The organism is Pseudomonas sp. PS02302, assembly GCF_029959585.1.
In the GTDB taxonomy this organism is placed as follows: Bacteria; Pseudomonadota; Gammaproteobacteria; order Pseudomonadales; family Pseudomonadaceae; genus Chryseomonas; species Chryseomonas aestiva.
Window position 1 is genome coordinate 14,835 of the sequence record NZ_JASCON010000041.1, and the last position, 16,787, is coordinate 31,621.

A 16,787-nucleotide genomic window follows, 5' to 3' on the forward strand; every position below is an offset into this window, starting at 1 on the left:
AGCGTCGTCTGTATAAGCTTTGTCAAACCTGGCCGTATTGCTGCCCGTGGCGCAACCAGCGCTCCAGCAGCGGACCGGCATGACTCGGCCAGCGCGCCAGCAACTCCTGGGCGGCGTCCCGGACCGCCGGCAGCCAGTGGGCGTCGCGCATCAGGTCGGCCACCTTGAACTGCAGCAGACCGGTCTGGCGGGTCCCCAGCATCTCGCCCGGGCCGCGCAATTCCAGGTCCTTCTCGGCGATGATGAAGCCGTCGTTGGTCTCGCGCATGATAGCCAGCCGCTCGCGACCGATCTGCGACAGCGGCGGATGGAACAGCAGCACGCAATAGCTGACGGCGCTGCCCCGTCCGACGCGCCCGCGCAACTGGTGCAGCTGGGCCAGCCCCAGGCGTTCGGGATTCTCGATGATCATCAGACTGGCATTGGGCACATCCACCCCGACTTCGATCACCGTGGTGGCCACCAGCAGTTGCAGGTTGCCGGCCTTGAACTCGGCCATCACCGCGGCCTTTTCCGCCGGCTTCATGCGCCCGTGGATCAGCCCGACGTGCAATTCGGCCAGGGCCAGCTGCAATTCCTCGTAGGTGGTCTCGGCCGCCTGACAGGTGAGTTCTTCGGATTCCTCGATCAGGGTGCAGACCCAGTAGGCCTGGCGCCCTTCGTGACAGGCGGCGCGGACCCGCTCCACCACCTCCTCGCGACGGCTGTCGGTGACGCTCACGGTATTGACCGGCGTCCGTCCCGGCGGTAGTTCGTCGAGCACCGAGGTGTCCAGGTCGGCATAGGCGCTCATAGCCAGGGTGCGCGGGATGGGGGTGGCGGTCATGATCAGCTGGTGCGGCGCCAGGCGGCCGTCGACGCCCTTCTGGCGCAGGGCCAGGCGCTGCTGCACGCCGAAGCGGTGCTGTTCGTCGATCACCACCAGGGCCAGGCGGGCGAAGCGTACCTCGTCCTGGAACAGCGCATGGGTGCCCACCACCATGGGTGCCCCGGCGGCGATGCGCTCCAGGGAGCTGGCGCGGGCCTTGCCCTTAAGCTTGCCGGCCAGCCAGGCCACCTCGATGTCCAGAGCGGCGAACCAGCGCTGGAAGTTGAGGAAGTGCTGCTCGGCGAGGATCTCGGTGGGCGCCATCAGCGCCACCTGGTAGCCGGCCTCGATGGCCTGCAGGGCGGCCAGGGCGGCGACCACCGTCTTGCCCGCGCCCACGTCGCCCTGCACCAGCCGCAGCATGGGCTCGGCCTGGGCCAGGTCATGGGCGATCTCGCGGCCGACGCGCTGCTGGGCACCGGTGGGGGTGAAGCCGAGGTTGTCCAGATACAGCTGCGGCAGTCGGCGAGCGGCCGGCAGCGGCACCGCGCGCTGGGCGCGCAGGGTTTCGCGCAGGCGCTGCAGGGACAGCTGGTGAGTCAGCAATTCTTCGAAGACCAGCCGTTCCTGGGCCCAGTGGCGACCCTCGGCGAGCTCTTCCAGGTCCGCATCCGGCGGCGGCCGGTGCAGATAGCGCAGGGCATCGGCCAACGGCCCCAGGCGATAGTGCCCGGCCATTTCCGGCGGCAGCCAGTCGGGCAGGGATTCGGGCCCGAGCCGCTCCAGCGTCTGGGCGCTGAGCTGGCGCAGGCGCAGCTGGGTGAGGCCTTCGGTGGTCGGGTAGATGGGCGTCAGCGTCTGCTCGACCGGCGCCGGGGCGTTCTCGTCCTGGGCGCGGTATTCGGGATGGTAGATCTCCAGGCCCGAGGCGCCGGGGCGTACCTCGCCATAGCAGCGCAGCAGGGTGCCGCGCTTGAGGCCGTCCTTTTGCGCCTGGCTGAAGTGGAAGAATCTCAGCGACAGGGTGCCGCTGCCGTCCTGCAAGCGCACCAGCAGGCTGCGGCGGCGCCCCATGAGCACCTCGGCGGAAGCGACCATGCCCTCCACCACCGCGTCCTGACCGGGCCGCAGGGCGCCGATGGGCACGATGCGGGTGCGGTCCTGGTAGCGCAGCGGCAGGTGGAAGAGCACGTCCTGCAGGGTTTCCAGGCCGACCCGCGCGAGTTTTTCCTGCAGGGCGGCGCCGACCCCCTTGAGGGCGGTGACCGGCGTCGCGGCCAGTTCACTCATGCCGGCTGCACGACGCCCTTGGCTTCAGGCCGCGCCACCGAGCACAGGCGGACCGAGTCGGCCAGCACCTCGATGGCCTTGGGCCGCGGAAAGCTGGCGCGCCAGGCGATGGCCACGGTGCGATAGGGCACCGGCCGCTCGAAGGGGCGCACCTCGATGATCCCGGGGGCATAGTGGTGACTCTCCACCGCCGAGAACGGCAGCACCGAGACGCCCAGGCCCGAGGCCACCATGTGGCGGATGGTTTCCAGCGAAGAGGACTCCACCGTGGAATTCTTGTTTTCCTCGTGCTTGCGCACGGTCGGACAGGCTTCCAGGACCTGGTCGCGGAAGCAGTGGCCTTCGCCCAGCAGCAGCAGGCTCTTGTCGCTCAGCTGGTTCTGCGGAATGGTCTTGAGCTTGGTCCAGGGGTGCCGCGCCGGCATCATCACGTAGAAGGGCTCGTCGTACAGCGGCAGGGTCAGGACGTCCGGCTCGTTGAACGGCAGGGCGAGAATGACGGCATCCAGCTCACCGGTGCGCAGCTTGTCGCGCAGCAGGTGGGTGAAGTTTTCCTCGATGTACAGCGGCATCTCCGGCGCCACGCGGTTGAGTTGCGGGATGAGGTGCGGAAAGAGATAGGGCCCGATGGTATAGATGGCGCCGATCTTCAGCGGCGCGGTGAGCTGGTTCTTGCCGGCCTGGGCCAGTTCGCGGATGCCCTGGGCCTGCTCCAGCACCTTCTGCGCCTGGGCGACGATGCCCTCGCCGGTGGGGGTGAGGCGCACGGCACTCTTGCTGCGCTCGAAGATCAGAATGCCCAACTCGTCCTCGAGCTTCTTGACGCCCACCGACAGCGTCGGCTGGCTGACGTGGCAACGCTCGGCAGCTCGGCCAAAGTGCTGTTCCTGGGCGAGCGTGACGATATAGCGCAGTTCAGTCAGGGTCATAGTCAAATTCCATGGGGTGCCGGCCAATCTTAGCGGCTGTCTCTATCAACGGCCAAGCGCGACGGGCAGCTGCCTGTTGTCCCGGGTTGGACCACGACCAGGTGCAGGCTACCCTGGCCGTCTGTCCAGGGCTTTGCAGAAGGAAACATTGATGAGCACCATCCTGATCGCCGGTTGCGGCGATGTCGGCAGCCGTCTCGGTCTGCAACTGGTCGCCCAGGGCCATCGCGTCTTCGGCCTCAGACGCAACGTTGCCGCCCTCCCCGCCGAGTTGCTGCCGGTCGCGGGCGATCTGGCCTCCCCCACGTCACCGGACGCCTGGCCGCGGGAGCCCCTCGACCAGGTGGTCTATGCCACCGCCGCGACCCACCATGACGAAGCCGGCTATCGCGCCGCCTATGTCGATGGCCTGCGCCACCTGCTGGGTTGGCTGGCCGCCTGCGACCAGCATCCGCAACGCCTGCTGTTCGTCTCCAGCAGCGGCGTCTATGCCCAGGGCGATGGCGCCTGGGTCGACGAGACCGCCCCCGCCGAACCCGAGCGCTTTTCCGGGCGCATCCTGCGCGAGGCGGAGGATTTGGCGCTCGGCAGCGGCCTGCCCGCCAGCGTGGTCCGCCTGACCGGTATCTACGGCCCGGGCCGCGAGGCGCTGCTGCGCCAGGTGCGCGAGGGCTCCCGGGTGACCCGCGAGCCGCCGCTGTATGGCAATCGCATCCACGTCGAGGACGCCGCCGGCCTGCTGGCGCTGCTGCTGCAGCGGGATCGCGAAGGCGTCGCCCTGGACGCGCTCTATCTGGGTGTGGACGACGATCCGGCGCCGCTGGACGAGGTGGTGGACTGGCTGCGGGCGCGCCTGGGCATCACCTTCTGGTCCGACGAAGCCCAGCTGCGCCGCGCCGGCAGCAAGAGGTGCAGCAACGCCCGCGCCCGGGCGCTGGGCTGGACGCCCCGCTACCCCAGCTATCGCGAAGGCTACGCGGCCATTCTCGACCGCTGAAACGACAGAGCCCGGCGATGCCCTCAGTCGCGCAGGGCTTCACCGCGGGTGGCCTGAGGACGTTCCTCGACCTTGGCGGTGCTCTTCAGGTGCGGCAGGGCCGCCCAGTAGGCGGCGCCCTTCTCGGCGTCGTAGAGGCCTTCCCACTTGGCGATGACCAGGGCGGCCAGGGCGTTGCCGATCACGTTCAGGGCGGTGCGCGCCATGTCCATGATGCGATCCACCCCGGCGATGAAGGCCAGGCCTTCCAGCGGAATGCCAACGCTGCCCAGGGTGGCCAGGAGCACCACGAAGGAGACGCCCGGTACGCCGGCGATGCCCTTGGAGGTGACCATCAGGGTCAGCACCAGCAGCAGTTGCTGACTCAGCGACAGGTCGATGCCATAAAGCTGGGCGATGAACAGCGCCGCGATGCTCTGGTAGAGGGTGGAGCCGTCGAGGTTGAAGGAGTAGCCGGTGGGCACCACGAAGCTGGTGATGGCCTTGGGCGCGCCATAGGCCTCCATCTTCTCGATGATGCGCGGCAGCACGGTTTCCGAACTGGCGGTGGAATAGGCCAGGATCAGCTCGTCCTTGAGGATGCGGATGATGCGGAAGATCGAGAAGCCGAACAGCTTGGCCACCAGACCCAGCACGCCGAGGGCGAAGAAGCCGATGGCGACGTAGACCAGCACCACCAGCTTGGCCAGCGGCAGCAGGGAGGCGAAGCCAAAGTTGGCCACGGTCACCGCGATCAGCGCGAAGACGCCGATGGGGGCGTAGTTCATGATCATGTGGGTGACCTTGAACATGGCCTCGGAAATGCCCTGGAAGACACGCACCACCGGCTCGCGGGTGGCTTCCGGCAGGGCGCCCAGGCCCAGGCCGAACATCACCGCGAAGAAGATGATCGGCAGCATCTCGCCACGGGCGACGGCGGCGAAGACGTTGGACGGGATCAGGTTGAGGATGGTCGCGATGAAGGCGTGGTCATGCTGCACTTCCGCGGTGGTCTTCTGGTACTGGGAGATGTCGGTGGTGCCCAGGGTGCTCATGTCGATGCCGGCACCGGGTTGCACGCTGTCGGCGAAGAACAGGCCGACGACGATGGCCAGGGTGGTGACGATCTCGAAGTAGAGGATGGTCTTGAGGCCGATGCGACCGAGCTTCTTGGAGTCGCCGACGCCGGCGATGCCGACCACCAGGGTGGCGATGACGATGGGCACCACGATCATCTTGATCAGCCGGATGAAGATGTCGCCGGCCGGCTTGAGGACGTTCGAGATCCACCAGGCCTTCTCGGCGCTGAAGTGATTGAGCAGTGCGCCGACGGCGATCCCCAGCACGAGGCCGATAAGGATCTGCCACGCGAGGCTGAGCTTGGGCTTGGTCATGTACCGACACCTTTGTTCTATTTGGATGGAGTTCGGGACGAACGTCACCGTGCCGGATCGTGATGCGCAAAGCGCATGCAACGCCAACGTGGAGGGTGCGTTCAGGCTGCGGAAACGGTGCTCGAAAAGGACGAGGAGCACCAAGGCGTCACACTTTTGCCAGAGGGTAACGGGGTATGTCTAATGCCGCTGTCGCCTGCCCTATGCCGATCCGGCATGAGGGGTCCCGAAAGGGCCGCGCAGCATACAGGCACTGGCGCCTTGCACGCCAGGCATACAGAGGCGCCGCTCATCGCGGCGCCCCAGGTACGTCAGCCGTTGAAGGTGGCGGGATCGGGACCGAGGCGCTTGTCCTGGTTCAGCCCGGCGATCTGCCGCAGGTCCTCGTCGTCCAGGGCGAAGTCGAAGATCTGCATGTTCTCTTCGATGCGCTTGGGCGTCTTGGATTTGGGGAAGATGATGTTGCCGAGCTGGATATGCCAGCGCAGCACCACCTGGGCCGGCGTCTTGCCGTGCTTGGCGGCCAGTTGCTGCAGCACCGGGCTGCCGAGCAGCTCGCCACCCTGGGCCAGCGGACTCCAGGCCTCGGTGGCGATGCCCTTGTAGGTGTTGAAGTCGCGCAACTCCTGCTGCTGCAGCAGCGGATGGCACTCGATCTGGTTGACCACCGGCACCACGCCGGTCTCGGTCAGCAGGGTCTCGATATCGGCCTGGCGGAAGTTGGATACGCCGATGGACTTCACCCGACCCTGGTTGCGCAATTCGATCAGCGCCTTCCAGCTGTCGAGGAACAGGCCCTTTTCCGGCAGCGGCCAGTGGATCAGGTAGAGGTCGACATGCTCCAGGCCCAGCTTGGCCAGGCTGGTGTCGAAGGCGCGCAGGGCGCTGTCGTAGCCCTGGTCGGCATTCCACAGCTTGGTGGTGACGAACAGCTCGTCACGCGGCAGACCGGCCTGGGCGATGGCCTTGCCGACGCCCTCTTCGTTGCCGTAGATGGCGGCGGTGTCGATGTGTCTGTAGCCGAGGTCCAGCGCGGTCTTGACCACCTGGGCGGTCTCTTCGGCCGGGGTCTGCCAGACTCCCAGACCGAATTGCGGAATGTGGTGACCGTCGTTGAGCTGAAGACGGGTGATCGCGGACATGCGTCGCTCCTCTGAAATGCGTGGGATACCAGAGGTGTGACTGGCGGCGGTGGCCTTTTGCTCCCGATCAATCGAGGCGCATGGCTTCGGGCACGCTGTAGCTTTCCACCCAGCCCAGCAGGGTACGGCCGTCCTGCTGCAGCTCGATGCGCTTCCAGCGCTGGAAGGAGCGGGTCTCGATCACCCGCACCTGGGTATCGCCGTCCAGTCGCACCAGGGTATTGCGCGCGCGCTCGCGGCTGCGGTCGTAGACGAAGGGCCACTTGAGCACATCGACCGGGCCACGCAGCATCCAGCCCTGCCCTTCTTCGGCGAAGCGAAAGGACACCCCGCCTTCGGCGCGGGCCGGGTTGCTACCCAGCAGCAACAGGGCCGCCATCAGCAGTGAGGGAAGGATACGGCGAAGGGTCGAAAGGACATTCGGGGTCATACTGGCCTCGTCTGTGGCACCAAAAAAAACAGCGCCCGGGACGGACGCTGCGGGGGTAGACCCTTGGGTACGACAAACGACTGCACGGCTTGCCCGAGAAATGCCAAATGGCCAGCAGTCTCGGGCAAAATCCTTAGTGCAATAGCTAGGCCGCGCTGAACAGCTTGTGCGGGTCGATGACGAATTTCTTCGGTACGCCCGCATCGAATTCGCTGTAGCCGCGCGGGGCTTCGTCCAGGGTGATGACCTGCACGCCGACGATATCGGCGATCTTGATGCGATCCCACATGATCGCCTGCATCAGCTGGCGGTTGTACTTCATCACCGGGGTCTGGCCGGTGTGGAAGCTGTGGGACTTGGCCCAGCCCAGCCCGAAGCGGATGCTCAGGGCACCCTGCTTGGCCGCGGCATCGACCGCACCCGGATCGTCGGTGACGTACAGACCAGGGATGCCGATCTTGCCGGCTACCCGCACAACGCCCATCAGCGAGTTCAGCACCGTGGCCGGGGCCTCGCTCTTGGCGCCTTCGTGACCATGGCCGCGGGCTTCGAAGCCGACGGCGTCGACGGCGCAATCCACTTCCGGCGTGCCCAGCAGCGCGGCGATCTGCTCGTGCAGCGGAGTATCCAGGGACAGGTCGGCGATCTCGAAGCCCTGGGCCTTGGCGTGAGCCAGGCGCACCGGATTGACGTCGCCGACGATGACCACGGCGGCGCCCAGCAGGCGGGCCGAGGCGGCAGCGGCCAGGCCCACGGGGCCGGCACCGGCCACATAGACGCTGGTGCCCGGGCCGACGCCGGCGGTGACGGCGCCGTGGTAGCCGGTGGGCAGGATGTCGGACAGGCAGGTCAGGTCACGGATCTTTTCCATGGCCGCATCGCGATTCGGCAGCTTGAGCAGGTTGAAGTCGGCATAGGGGACCAGCACGTATTCGGCCTGGCCGCCGACCCAGCCGCCCATGTCGACGTAGCCATAGGCACCGCCGGCGCGCGAGGGATTGACGGTCAGGCAGACGCCGGTGTCCTGCTCCTTGCAGGTACGGCAGCGACCGCAGGCGACGTTGAAGGGTACCGAAACCAGATCGCCGACCTTGAGGGTCTCGACGTCACGGCCCGCTTCGATGACCTCACCGGTGATCTCGTGGCCGAGCACCAGGCCTTCGGGCGCGGTGGTCCGGCCACGCACCATGTGCTGGTCGGAACCACAGATATTGGTGGAGACCACGCGCAGGATGACGCCGTGGTCGATACGCTTGCCCTGCGGGGTTTCCATCTTCGGGTAGGGGATGGTCTGCACCTCGACCTTGCCCGCGCCCAGATAGACGACGCCACGATTACCGGACATGTTGCACCTCGCTGTTGTTGTTGGACTGGCTCTAGCGGTTCGAGCCTAGTCCTCGCGAAGCACGGCGTCTGTGGGGATGGCGTTTTTGGCCATGCCGAGGTCGCCCTGGCGGGTCGGCCTGGCGAACCCGTTCACGCCGCCGGTGCGGGCGGCGTGAGCGGTCGGGGTCAGGCGGGCGCCAGGGCGGCGGCGCGGCGCTCGCGGCTGAGCAGGTAGCAGCCGATACCCACGCCCAGCAGGGCCAGCCCCATGACGTACCAGGCCGGGCCCAGCGGATGCTCCTTGAGCATCAGGGTGACGACCATGGGCGTCAGGCCGCCGAAGATGGCGTAGGCAACGTTGTAGGAGAACGACAGCCCCGAGAAGCGCACCTTGGGCGGAAAGGCCAGCACCATCACCCGCGGCACGCCGCCGATGACGCCGACCGCCGCACCGGCAAAGGCATAGAGCGGGAACAGCCATTCCGGATGGACCTTCAGACCGGCATAGAGCGACCAGCTGGCCAGCGCCAGGATCAGGCCGCCGACGATGAACACCGGACCGCTGCCGAAGCGATCGGACAGGGCGCCGGAAACGATGCAGCCCAGGGTCAGGAAAACGATGGCCAGACTGTTGGCCTTGAGCGCCATGGCGGCGGAGAAGCCGTACTGGGTCTGCAGCAGGGTCGGGGTCATGAGGATGACCACCACGATGCCGGCGGTGAGCATCCAGGTCAGCAGCATGGACAGGATCACGCTGCTGCGATGGTCGCGCAGCACCGCCTTGAGCGGCACTTCCTCGGCCAGCGACTTGTGGATCGCCAATTCGGCGAACACCGGCGTCTCGTGCAGCCAGCGGCGCAGGTAGACCGAGAACAGGCCGAAGACACCGCCGATGATGAAGGGGAAGCGCCAGGCGTAGTCGGCCACCTCCAGCGGAGTGAAGACGGTATTGATCAGGGTCGCCATCAGCGAGCCGAGCAGAATGCCGAAGGTGAGGCCGGCGGTCAGGGTGCCGCAGGCATAGCCGACGTGCTTGCCGGGGACGTGTTCCGAGACGAACACCCAGGCACCGGGCACCTCGCCGCCGATGGCCGCGCCCTGGATGATGCGCAGCACCAGCAGCAGGATCGGCGCGGCCACGCCGATCTGGGCGTAGGTGGGCATCAGGCCCATGCCCAGGGTCGGCAGCGCCATCATGAAGATGCTCAGGGTAAACATCTTCTTGCGCCCGAGCAGGTCACCGAAGTGGGCCATGATGATGCCGCCCAGCGGGCGTGCCAGGTAACCCGCGGCGAAGATGCCGAAGGTCTGCATCTGCCGCAGCCAGTCGGGCATGTCGGCGGGAAAGAACAGCTTCCCCACCACGGCGGCGAAGAAGACGAAGATGACGAAGTCGTAGAACTCCAGCGCACCGCCCAGGGCGGACAGCGAGAGGGTCTTGTAGTCGTTGCGGCCCAGAGGGCGCGACGTGAGCGGCGCGGAGGCGGATTGCAGTTTCATCGAGGATCCCGGACAAGAGAGGAGCGCAAAGGAAATTCGGCCTCTGGCATCCCTCCGGGTGTAGCGGACAAGACGCGGCCCCGAGTGACCGTCCGCCTGGGGCGGCTGGCAGGGATCGGGCGGGTCGCCGGATGGGCGCCGGACCTGCACCGCGCCGCCTGCGCTCTTGTGGAGCACGGCAGCAGCAGGTCTACCGATCATTACCTGATCATCGGACGTGCACGACCCTCTGGATTGCCTGGCCGTGCACGGTCTCCACGATAACAAATCTGCAAGGAATTTCCGCTATTCATTCAGTGCCCATTCAGGGCTCATCTGCCGAGCTATGACTGTTCCATGCTGGTGCAAAAGCGGTCGAGCCGCCCTGCCCCAGGCGTTATACTGTAGCCCCCTAACGATCTCCCCAGAGAGATTGGCAGCATTCTTGCGTGCAGATGCTGAACGTTACCTACCTATCCGGGCTCCCGAGGGCCCTGTCATGATCGAAGAGCTCGAACAAGAAGATCCCATCCCCCAGGGCGACCTGGCCATGCAGATCACCGCTCTGCCCCGCGAGACCAACGGCTTCGGCGACATCTACGGCGGCTGGCTGGTGGCCCAGATGGACCTGGCCGGCAGCGCCATGGCCAGTCGCCTGGCGGCTGGCCGCGTGGCCACGGTGGCCATCGACCGCATGGCCTTCATGACGCCGGTGCCCGTGGGCGCACAGCTCTCCTTCTATACCAACACCCTGGAGGTGGGCCGCAGCTCCATCCAGATCCTCATCGAGGTCTGGAGCGACGATCCGCTGTCCAGCGAATGGAGCAAGGTGACCGAGGCGGTGTTCGTCTTTGTCGCCATCGATGGCAGCGGTCGCACCCGGCCGTTGCCCGCGCGGCGCTAGCCCTACCGCTAGGGCTCCTGGGCCAGCGGCGCCTCCCGCACCCTGGTCGGCCGTCCGTGGCGAATGCCTTCGACCTGCGCCAACGCCTGCCGGACCTCGGCGGCGGTGGCCAGCAACCGATAATCGAGGGTGAAGTCGCGCGTGCCGCCGGCTTCGATCCGCGGCACCAGCCCCAGCGCCCGCTGCTGGCCGCGGTTGTAGGAAAAGCTGGTGCCCGGTTCCAAGCCGGTGACATAGCCCTGGGCCGTGGCATCGGTGTTCTTCCACAGGGTGAAGACCGGCAGCTCCCGCACATTGAAGGCCAGCGCCACGCCTTGGTGGGCACTGCGATCGTGCAGCACCGCCAGGCTGCGCCCCTGATCGTCGCCCCAGGGATAGAGGTTGTAGACCGTCTCGCCATAGCCCGGCGTGGGCGCGCGATAGGCCTGCCATTCCCCCAGCTCCTGGCGTGCCCGCGCATCGAAGGGTGACACCTCCCGCACCGGAGCGGCGAACCGGGAGCCCTCGCCGAGCAGCGGCGGACCGAAGTTGCTGTGATAGAGCACCTGGTACTCGGCGGTATGCGCCCCCTGGTTGGTCAGGCGGTCGTGCAGGGTGAAACCGGTGGCCCCCGCGTGGGTAACCAGTTCGGTGTCGATGCGGAAGTTGGCCTGCTTGAAGGCCTCTTCGTGCAGCACGCCCCTGAGGCTGATGCGGTGCGGCGGCTGTTCGTCGATGGTCAGCACCACCTGGCTGGCCGGCAGGTAGCTGGCCCGACCATGCAGGGTCAGCAGTTGCCCCCGGTCCAGGCCCGGATGGCCGACCCACTCGAAACCGGCACGCGCCACCAGTTCGTTGAAGCCTTCCAGCCAGCCCAGGCCATTGCGGCTTTCCAGATTGACGAAGGCCGGATTGACCACCTCGCGTACCGGGGAATCCCAGCCCAGTCGCAGGGTGCCGGCCTGGGCGCGCAAGACGTTCATGCCGCGGGTCGCCACCACGGTGAGTTGCATAGCGCCGGTATCGATCTCGATCAGCACCGAGCCCTCCTGGCGCCCGCCACTCAGGCGGTGCATGCCGACGGTAAAGACCAGGCCATCGCGCAGACCCAGGCGATCGCTGCTGATGCTCCAGTTCTGCACCGGCTTGTCGGGGGCGATGAGGGTGTATTCCCAGGCCGAGACGCTGGCACTGGCAAGAAATAGGAGACAGCCAGACAACAGACGAGCGCGGATCATGGAGTCCCCCCTGGCAGCGCGATCGTCTTGAGTCTAGACCAGCTCGCGCCAGGCTGCAGACCCTGTTCCAGACGCCATCAAAGGTGCGAGACCCGCTCTTCGCGTATAGGTTTGTTCAGGGAAATCAAAGGATTGGGTAAAGACAACCTTTACCATTCAAACGACCGTTCGGTACTTGCCAGGGCAGCGATTTTTGCCGAGGATCGGCTCGTCTCTACCACGGAGTGGACTCCATGAAACCTTCAGCCCTGTTCTTGTTGCTTGCCCTGGCGGGCGTTGCCCCGGCTTATGCGGGCAATACCGAAGCCGGACTCGGCGGCGCCGTGGGTGGTGTGCTCGGTACTCTGGTCGGCCAGCAGGTCGGCGGCAGTACCGGTGCGGCCATCGGTGCCGGCGTGGGCGGTGCAGCAGGTGGTGTACTGGGCGCTGACCGGCGCAATCGGACCGAGGCCGCCATCGGCGGCGGTCTGGGCGCGGCGGGCGGCAACGTGATCGGCAATAGAGTCGGTGGCAGCACCGGTGGCCTGGTCGGCGCGGCCCTGGGTGGCGGTGCCGGCAGTGCCCTGGGCAACAACCTGGGCGACAGCGGCCGCGACGATCGCCGCTATCGCGACCATCCCGGCAAGGGCTGGAAGCACGCCAAGCACAGACACAAGCACTGGGATCGCTAATAGAAACGCCCGGCATTGCCGGGCGTTTTTTTGTTGCGCGCGAAGCTACTGACCGAGATCGCGCAGGCGCTTGCCCTGCATCAGATTGCGTTCGATGCGTTCCAGGGTGACACCCTTGGTTTCCGGTACCAGCAGGAACACCAGGAAGATGAACACCACGTTCAGTCCGGCATAGATCCAGAAAGTGGTGCCCTGCCCCAGGGTGCCCAGCATGGTCAGGAAGGTGGCGCCGACGATCATGTTGGCGATCCAGTTGGTGAAGGTGGAGCAGCCGATGCCGAAGTCGCGCCCCTTGAGCGGCTGGACTTCCGAGCACAGGGTCCAGATCAGCGGACCGGCCGACATGGCGAAGCCGACGATGAAGATCAGCAGCATGACCACGGTGAAGGTCTGCTGACCATGGCTCAGGTTGCCCATGCCGAGCATGGTGCCGACCACGCCCAGGCCCACGGCCATGACCACGAAACCGGTATAGAGGATGGGTTTGCGGCCCCACTTGTCGACCAGGAAGATGGCGATGAAGGTGGCCAGCACGTTGGTCAGACCGACCGCGGCGGTAAACCACATCTGGGCGGCGGTGTCGTAGCCCATGCCTTCGAAGATGCGCGGCGCGTAGTACATCACCACGTTCATGCCGGTGAACTGCTGCACCACCTGCAGGAGTACGCCCAGGCCTACCGAGCGGCGGAAGTTGGGATTCTCCTTGAACAGCGACCAGCCCTTTTGCGGGACCTTGAGCTGCTCTTCGATCTCGGCAACCTCCTGCTGGATGACCTTTTCGTCACCGCGCAGCCGGTGCAGGACCTTGATCGCTTCCTCGCGGCGACCCGCCATGATCAGCCAGCGCGGGCTGTCGGGCAGGGCGAAGACGCCGATCAGGAACAGCACCCCGGGGATGGCGATGATGCCGAGCATCCAGCGCCAGGCTTCGTAGTAGCTGAAGGCGGTGTTGGAGAGGAAGGCGAGCAGGATGCCGGCGGTGATCATCAGCTGGTACAGCGAGATCATCGAGCCGCGGATGTTTTCCGGAGCCACCTCGGCCAGGTACAGCGGCGCGGTGAAGGAGGCGATGCCGATGGCCAGGCCGAGCAGGAAGCGGGCGAAGATCAGCATGGTCGGCGAGGTGGCCAGACCACAGAGGATCGAGCCGATCACGAACAGCACGGCGCCCAGCATCAGCGACTTCTTGCGACCCAGCTTGGCCGACAGCGAGCCGGCGCCGAGGGCGCCCAGGGCGGCACCGGCCATCATGCTGGAGACGATCCATTCGATCACCTGATCGGAGATCTGGAATTCCTGCTGGATGAATTTGGTGGCGCCGGAAATGACGCCGATGTCGAGGCCGAACATCAGACCGGCCAGGGCGGCCATCAAGCAGGCGAAGATCGCCTTGGGCTGGGCCTTTTCGGTGACGTGACCGTCGGCATTGGTAGTGGTGTTGCTCATGACTGAGGCTCCTCGCTCGCCTTGTGGGCGATCTTGTTGTCGCGGGTCGTTCCGTATCCGCTTGTTACAGACCTGTCCAACGACCCTTGGTTCGGCCGGTGAGAGGCCCTTACCAGAGCCGCGCGGGCTGGGCGTTCACATAGGTGGCATAGAGCGAACCGCCGCCGGTGATGAACAGGCGATTGCCCTTGAGGCCGCCGAATTCGACGTTGGAGACGGTTTCCGGCAGGTGCAGGGTGGCCAGCGGCTGACCGCTCGGATTGAAGACCCGCACGCTGTTCTGCTCGGCCGAGCCGGCCCAGCTGCACCAGAGATTGCCGTCGCTGTCGACGCGGAAACCGTCGATCACGCCCTGCTCCTTGGCATCGATCAGCACCTCGCCGCCGCTCAGGGTGCCGTCATCCTTCAGCGTGAAGGCACGCAGGTGGTTGGGCTTGCCGGGATTGCCGCCGCCAGCGGTGTCGCTGATGTAGAGCCGCTTGCCGTCGGGGGCGAAGGCCAGGCCATTGGGGCGGCCGAAATCCCCCGCCGCCACCGTGGCCTTGCCCTGGGGGTCGATGCGATAGACGTTGGTGGGCAGCTCGAATTCGGCCTTGTGGCCCTCGTAGGCGCCGAGGATGCCGTAGCCCGGATCGGTGAACCAGATGGCGCCATCGGCGCCGACCACCACGTCGTTTGGGGCGTTCAGCGGCTTGCCGTCGAAGCGGTCGAGCAGCACCGTGACGCTGCCGTTCAACTCGCGGCGAGTGACGCGGCGGCTGTCGTGCTCGCAGCTGATCAACCGGCCCTCGCGATCACGGGTATGGCCATTGGCGTTGTGGGACTGGTCGTCATAGACGCTCACATGGCCGTCGTCGGCGCTCCAGCGCATCACCCGGGCATTGGGGATGTCGCTGAACAGCAGGCAGCGCCAGTCGGCCATCCATACCGGCCCTTCGGTCCAGAGACCGCCGGACCACAGCCGCTCGACGAAGGCATTGCCCAGGCGGCCCTTGAAGGCCTGGTCGTGGATCTCCCAGGCGGGATCGGGCATGACAATGGGCGGCTTGCCTTCCCAGTTGCGGGTGAGACCGAATTTGTCGTCGGCCAGGGCGCGACTGGCGACCAGACCGGCCGAGGCGGCCAGGGACACGCCAAGAAAGGTGCGGCGGGCGAGAGGCATGAGGAGACTCCTTTGTTGTCGTTATGGGTCCGGCAAGGCCGGTGGCAGAGCGCCTCCGCATCCAGGACGGGAGGCGCCTCCTGCGAGCGCTTCTTTAGTCGCCCTTATTCGGGCAGACGTTCCACCTTGCCCACCACCAGACCGTAGCAGAGGGCGCCGATCAGCGCGGTCACGCCGATGAAGGCGATGGCCGGGGCGAAGCTGCCGTCCTTGACCAGGAAGCCGATGACGATGGGCACGCAGATGGCCGAGAGGTTGCCGATGAAGTTGAACATCCCGCCGGTGAGGCCGATCAGTCGCTCCGGCGCCATGGCCGAGACCATCGACCAGGTGATGGAGGCCAGGCCGTTGCCGAAGAAGGCCAGCGCCAGGCAGGCGATGATCAAGGCGGGCGAGTCGACGAAGTTGGCGCCGACGATGCTGGTGGAGATCAGCAGGCCGCCAATGATCGGCAGTTTGCGCGCCAGGCCCACGGAGGCGCCGCGGCGGACCAGCCAGTCCGACAGCAGGCCCGAGCAGATCACGCCGAGGAAGGCGGCCAGGAACGGCAGCGAGGCGAGAAAGCCGGCCTTGATGAAGTCCATGCCGCGGTATTTCACCAGGTAGGTAGGGAACCAGGTGAGGAAGAACCAGAGGGTGGAGTTGAGGCAGAACTGGCCGATGTAGATGCCCCAGAGCTTGCGCTTGTTGAGCACGCTCCAGAGGTCACGCCATTGGAAGGCGGCGCGGCTGCGATTCTTCTGCTCCAGATCGACCAGACCGCCACCTTCCTGGATCAGCGTGACCTCGGCGGCGTTGGCGCCGCGGAAATCCTTGGGTTCGCGATAGATCCCGTACCAGATGACCGCCCAGAGGAGGCCGACGCCGCCGGTGACGACAAAGACCATGTGCCAGCCAAAGGTCTGCTGCAGGTAGATCAGCACCGGGGTGAGGAAGGCCAGGCCGACGAACTGGCCGGAGGTGTAGAAGCCGATGGCGGTGGCCCGCTCGCGCTCGGGAAACCAGGTGGTGACCACCCGGTTGTTGATCGGATAGGCCGGTGCCTCCAGGGCGCCCACGGCGAGCCGCAGGATGATCACGCCGATGAAGCTGCCGACGAAACCCAGGCCGATGGTGGCCAGCGACCAGAGCGCGATGGCCACCGGATAGAGGATGCGCGGGGCGACCTTGTCCACCAGCCAGCCGCCGGGGATCTGCATGGCGGCGTAGGTCCAGCCGAAGGCCGAGAGGATCAGCCCCATGTGCACCGGCTCGATGCCCAGGTCCTGGGCCAGGTGCGGGGCGGCGATGGAGAGGTTGCTGCGGTCGAGGTAGTTGATCACCACGGTGACGAACAGCAGCGTCATGATGAAGAAGCGCGCCCGGCTGGGCTTGGCCAGGGTCGGCGCGGCCGCGGCGGCCGCCGGGGAGGCCTGGGTAGGGGTTGGCATGGCTCGGGTCCTGTAATTGACGTTGTGGCGAGCGTTGTTGCGGTCTGGGGTTCAGGGCGCCGCAGCGGCCCTCACCCTGGCCCTCTCCCAAGGGGAGAGGGAATGGTCGGTGCGGAGATCGAGTCCCGCGCTCCTGCTCTTGCCTCCTCTCCCTTGGGGAGAGGGTTGGGGTGAGGGAGCAGC

14 protein-coding genes are annotated in these 16,787 nt (G+C 66.3%); 3 read left to right on the forward strand and 11 right to left on the reverse strand.

Going from position 1 to position 16,787, the window contains the following annotated elements:
- Positions 1–22: 22 nt before the first annotated feature.
- On the reverse strand, positions 23–2,098 hold the full coding sequence (gene recG / locus QMX82_RS14875; RefSeq protein ID WP_208693504.1) for an ATP-dependent DNA helicase RecG: 2,076 nt from the start codon (positions 2,096–2,098) through the stop codon (positions 23–25).
- Positions 2,095–3,027: a hydrogen peroxide-inducible genes activator gene (locus QMX82_RS14880; protein ID WP_133860021.1), complete on the reverse strand. Its 933-nt coding sequence runs from the start codon at positions 3,025–3,027 to the stop codon at positions 2,095–2,097. The genes recG and QMX82_RS14880 overlap by 4 nt, the downstream gene beginning before the upstream one ends.
- Positions 3,028–3,178: 151 nt before the next feature.
- Here QMX82_RS14880 and QMX82_RS14885 point away from each other — a divergent pair, with 151 nt between their 5' ends.
- Positions 3,179–4,024: an NAD-dependent epimerase/dehydratase family protein gene (locus QMX82_RS14885; protein WP_282284888.1), complete on the forward strand. Its 846-nt coding sequence runs from the start codon at positions 3,179–3,181 to the stop codon at positions 4,022–4,024.
- A gap of 23 nt (positions 4,025–4,047) precedes the next feature.
- On the opposite strand, the gene gltP is transcribed toward QMX82_RS14885, so the two are convergent.
- The 5 genes from gltP to QMX82_RS14910 all read right to left on the reverse strand — a co-directional run bounded on the left by gltP (position 4,048) and on the right by QMX82_RS14910 (position 9,795).
- Positions 4,048–5,397, reverse strand: a complete 1,350-nt coding sequence (gene gltP / locus QMX82_RS14890; protein ID WP_133860023.1) for a glutamate/aspartate:proton symporter GltP — start codon at positions 5,395–5,397, stop codon at positions 4,048–4,050.
- A gap of 311 nt (positions 5,398–5,708) precedes the next feature.
- Complete coding sequence (locus QMX82_RS14895; RefSeq protein ID WP_208693502.1) at positions 5,709–6,539, reverse strand: aldo/keto reductase; 831 nt, start codon at positions 6,537–6,539, stop codon at positions 5,709–5,711.
- Between the two features lie 67 nt (positions 6,540–6,606).
- The gene (locus QMX82_RS14900; RefSeq protein WP_282284894.1) at positions 6,607–6,969 is read right to left on the reverse strand and encodes a hypothetical protein; all 363 of its coding nucleotides are present in this window, start codon (positions 6,967–6,969) and stop codon (positions 6,607–6,609) included.
- Positions 6,970–7,114: 145 nt separating this feature from the next.
- Entirely contained in the window at positions 7,115–8,314 is a 1,200-nt protein-coding gene (gene fdhA / locus QMX82_RS14905; RefSeq protein ID WP_208693501.1) for a formaldehyde dehydrogenase, glutathione-independent, read from the reverse strand.
- A 167-nt stretch (positions 8,315–8,481) separates the two neighbouring features.
- On the reverse strand, positions 8,482–9,795 hold the full coding sequence (locus QMX82_RS14910) for an MFS transporter (protein ID WP_187980600.1): 1,314 nt from the start codon (positions 9,793–9,795) through the stop codon (positions 8,482–8,484).
- A gap of 481 nt (positions 9,796–10,276) precedes the next feature.
- Between QMX82_RS14910 and QMX82_RS14915 the strand changes: the two genes are divergently transcribed.
- Entirely contained in the window at positions 10,277–10,678 is a 402-nt protein-coding gene (locus QMX82_RS14915; protein WP_026083995.1) for an acyl-CoA thioesterase, read from the forward strand.
- 8 nt (positions 10,679–10,686) lie between these two features.
- Here the strand turns inward: QMX82_RS14915 and QMX82_RS14920 are convergent, their stop codons facing one another.
- On the reverse strand, positions 10,687–11,895 hold the full coding sequence (locus QMX82_RS14920) for an aldose 1-epimerase family protein (protein ID WP_252977217.1): 1,209 nt from the start codon (positions 11,893–11,895) through the stop codon (positions 10,687–10,689).
- 233 nt (positions 11,896–12,128) lie between these two features.
- Here QMX82_RS14920 and QMX82_RS14925 point away from each other — a divergent pair, with 233 nt between their 5' ends.
- Positions 12,129–12,566, forward strand: coding sequence for a hypothetical protein (locus QMX82_RS14925; RefSeq protein WP_017642352.1), 438 nt, complete (start codon positions 12,129–12,131; stop codon positions 12,564–12,566).
- Positions 12,567–12,611: 45 nt separating this feature from the next.
- Here QMX82_RS14925 and QMX82_RS14930 read toward each other — a convergent pair whose 3' ends face one another.
- From QMX82_RS14930 to QMX82_RS14940, 3 genes are all read right to left on the reverse strand, one after another.
- Positions 12,612–14,012: a sugar porter family MFS transporter gene (locus tag QMX82_RS14930; RefSeq protein WP_064309180.1), complete on the reverse strand. Its 1,401-nt coding sequence runs from the start codon at positions 14,010–14,012 to the stop codon at positions 12,612–12,614.
- A 109-nt stretch (positions 14,013–14,121) separates the two neighbouring features.
- Positions 14,122–15,174 carry an SMP-30/gluconolactonase/LRE family protein gene (locus QMX82_RS14935; protein ID WP_133860030.1) on the reverse strand — a complete coding sequence of 351 codons (1,053 nt, stop codon included), beginning with the start codon at positions 15,172–15,174 and terminating at the stop codon, positions 14,122–14,124.
- A 104-nt stretch (positions 15,175–15,278) separates the two neighbouring features.
- Positions 15,279–16,604: an MFS transporter gene (locus QMX82_RS14940; protein ID WP_282284909.1), complete on the reverse strand. Its 1,326-nt coding sequence runs from the start codon at positions 16,602–16,604 to the stop codon at positions 15,279–15,281.
- Between the last annotated feature and the right edge of the window lie 183 nt (positions 16,605–16,787).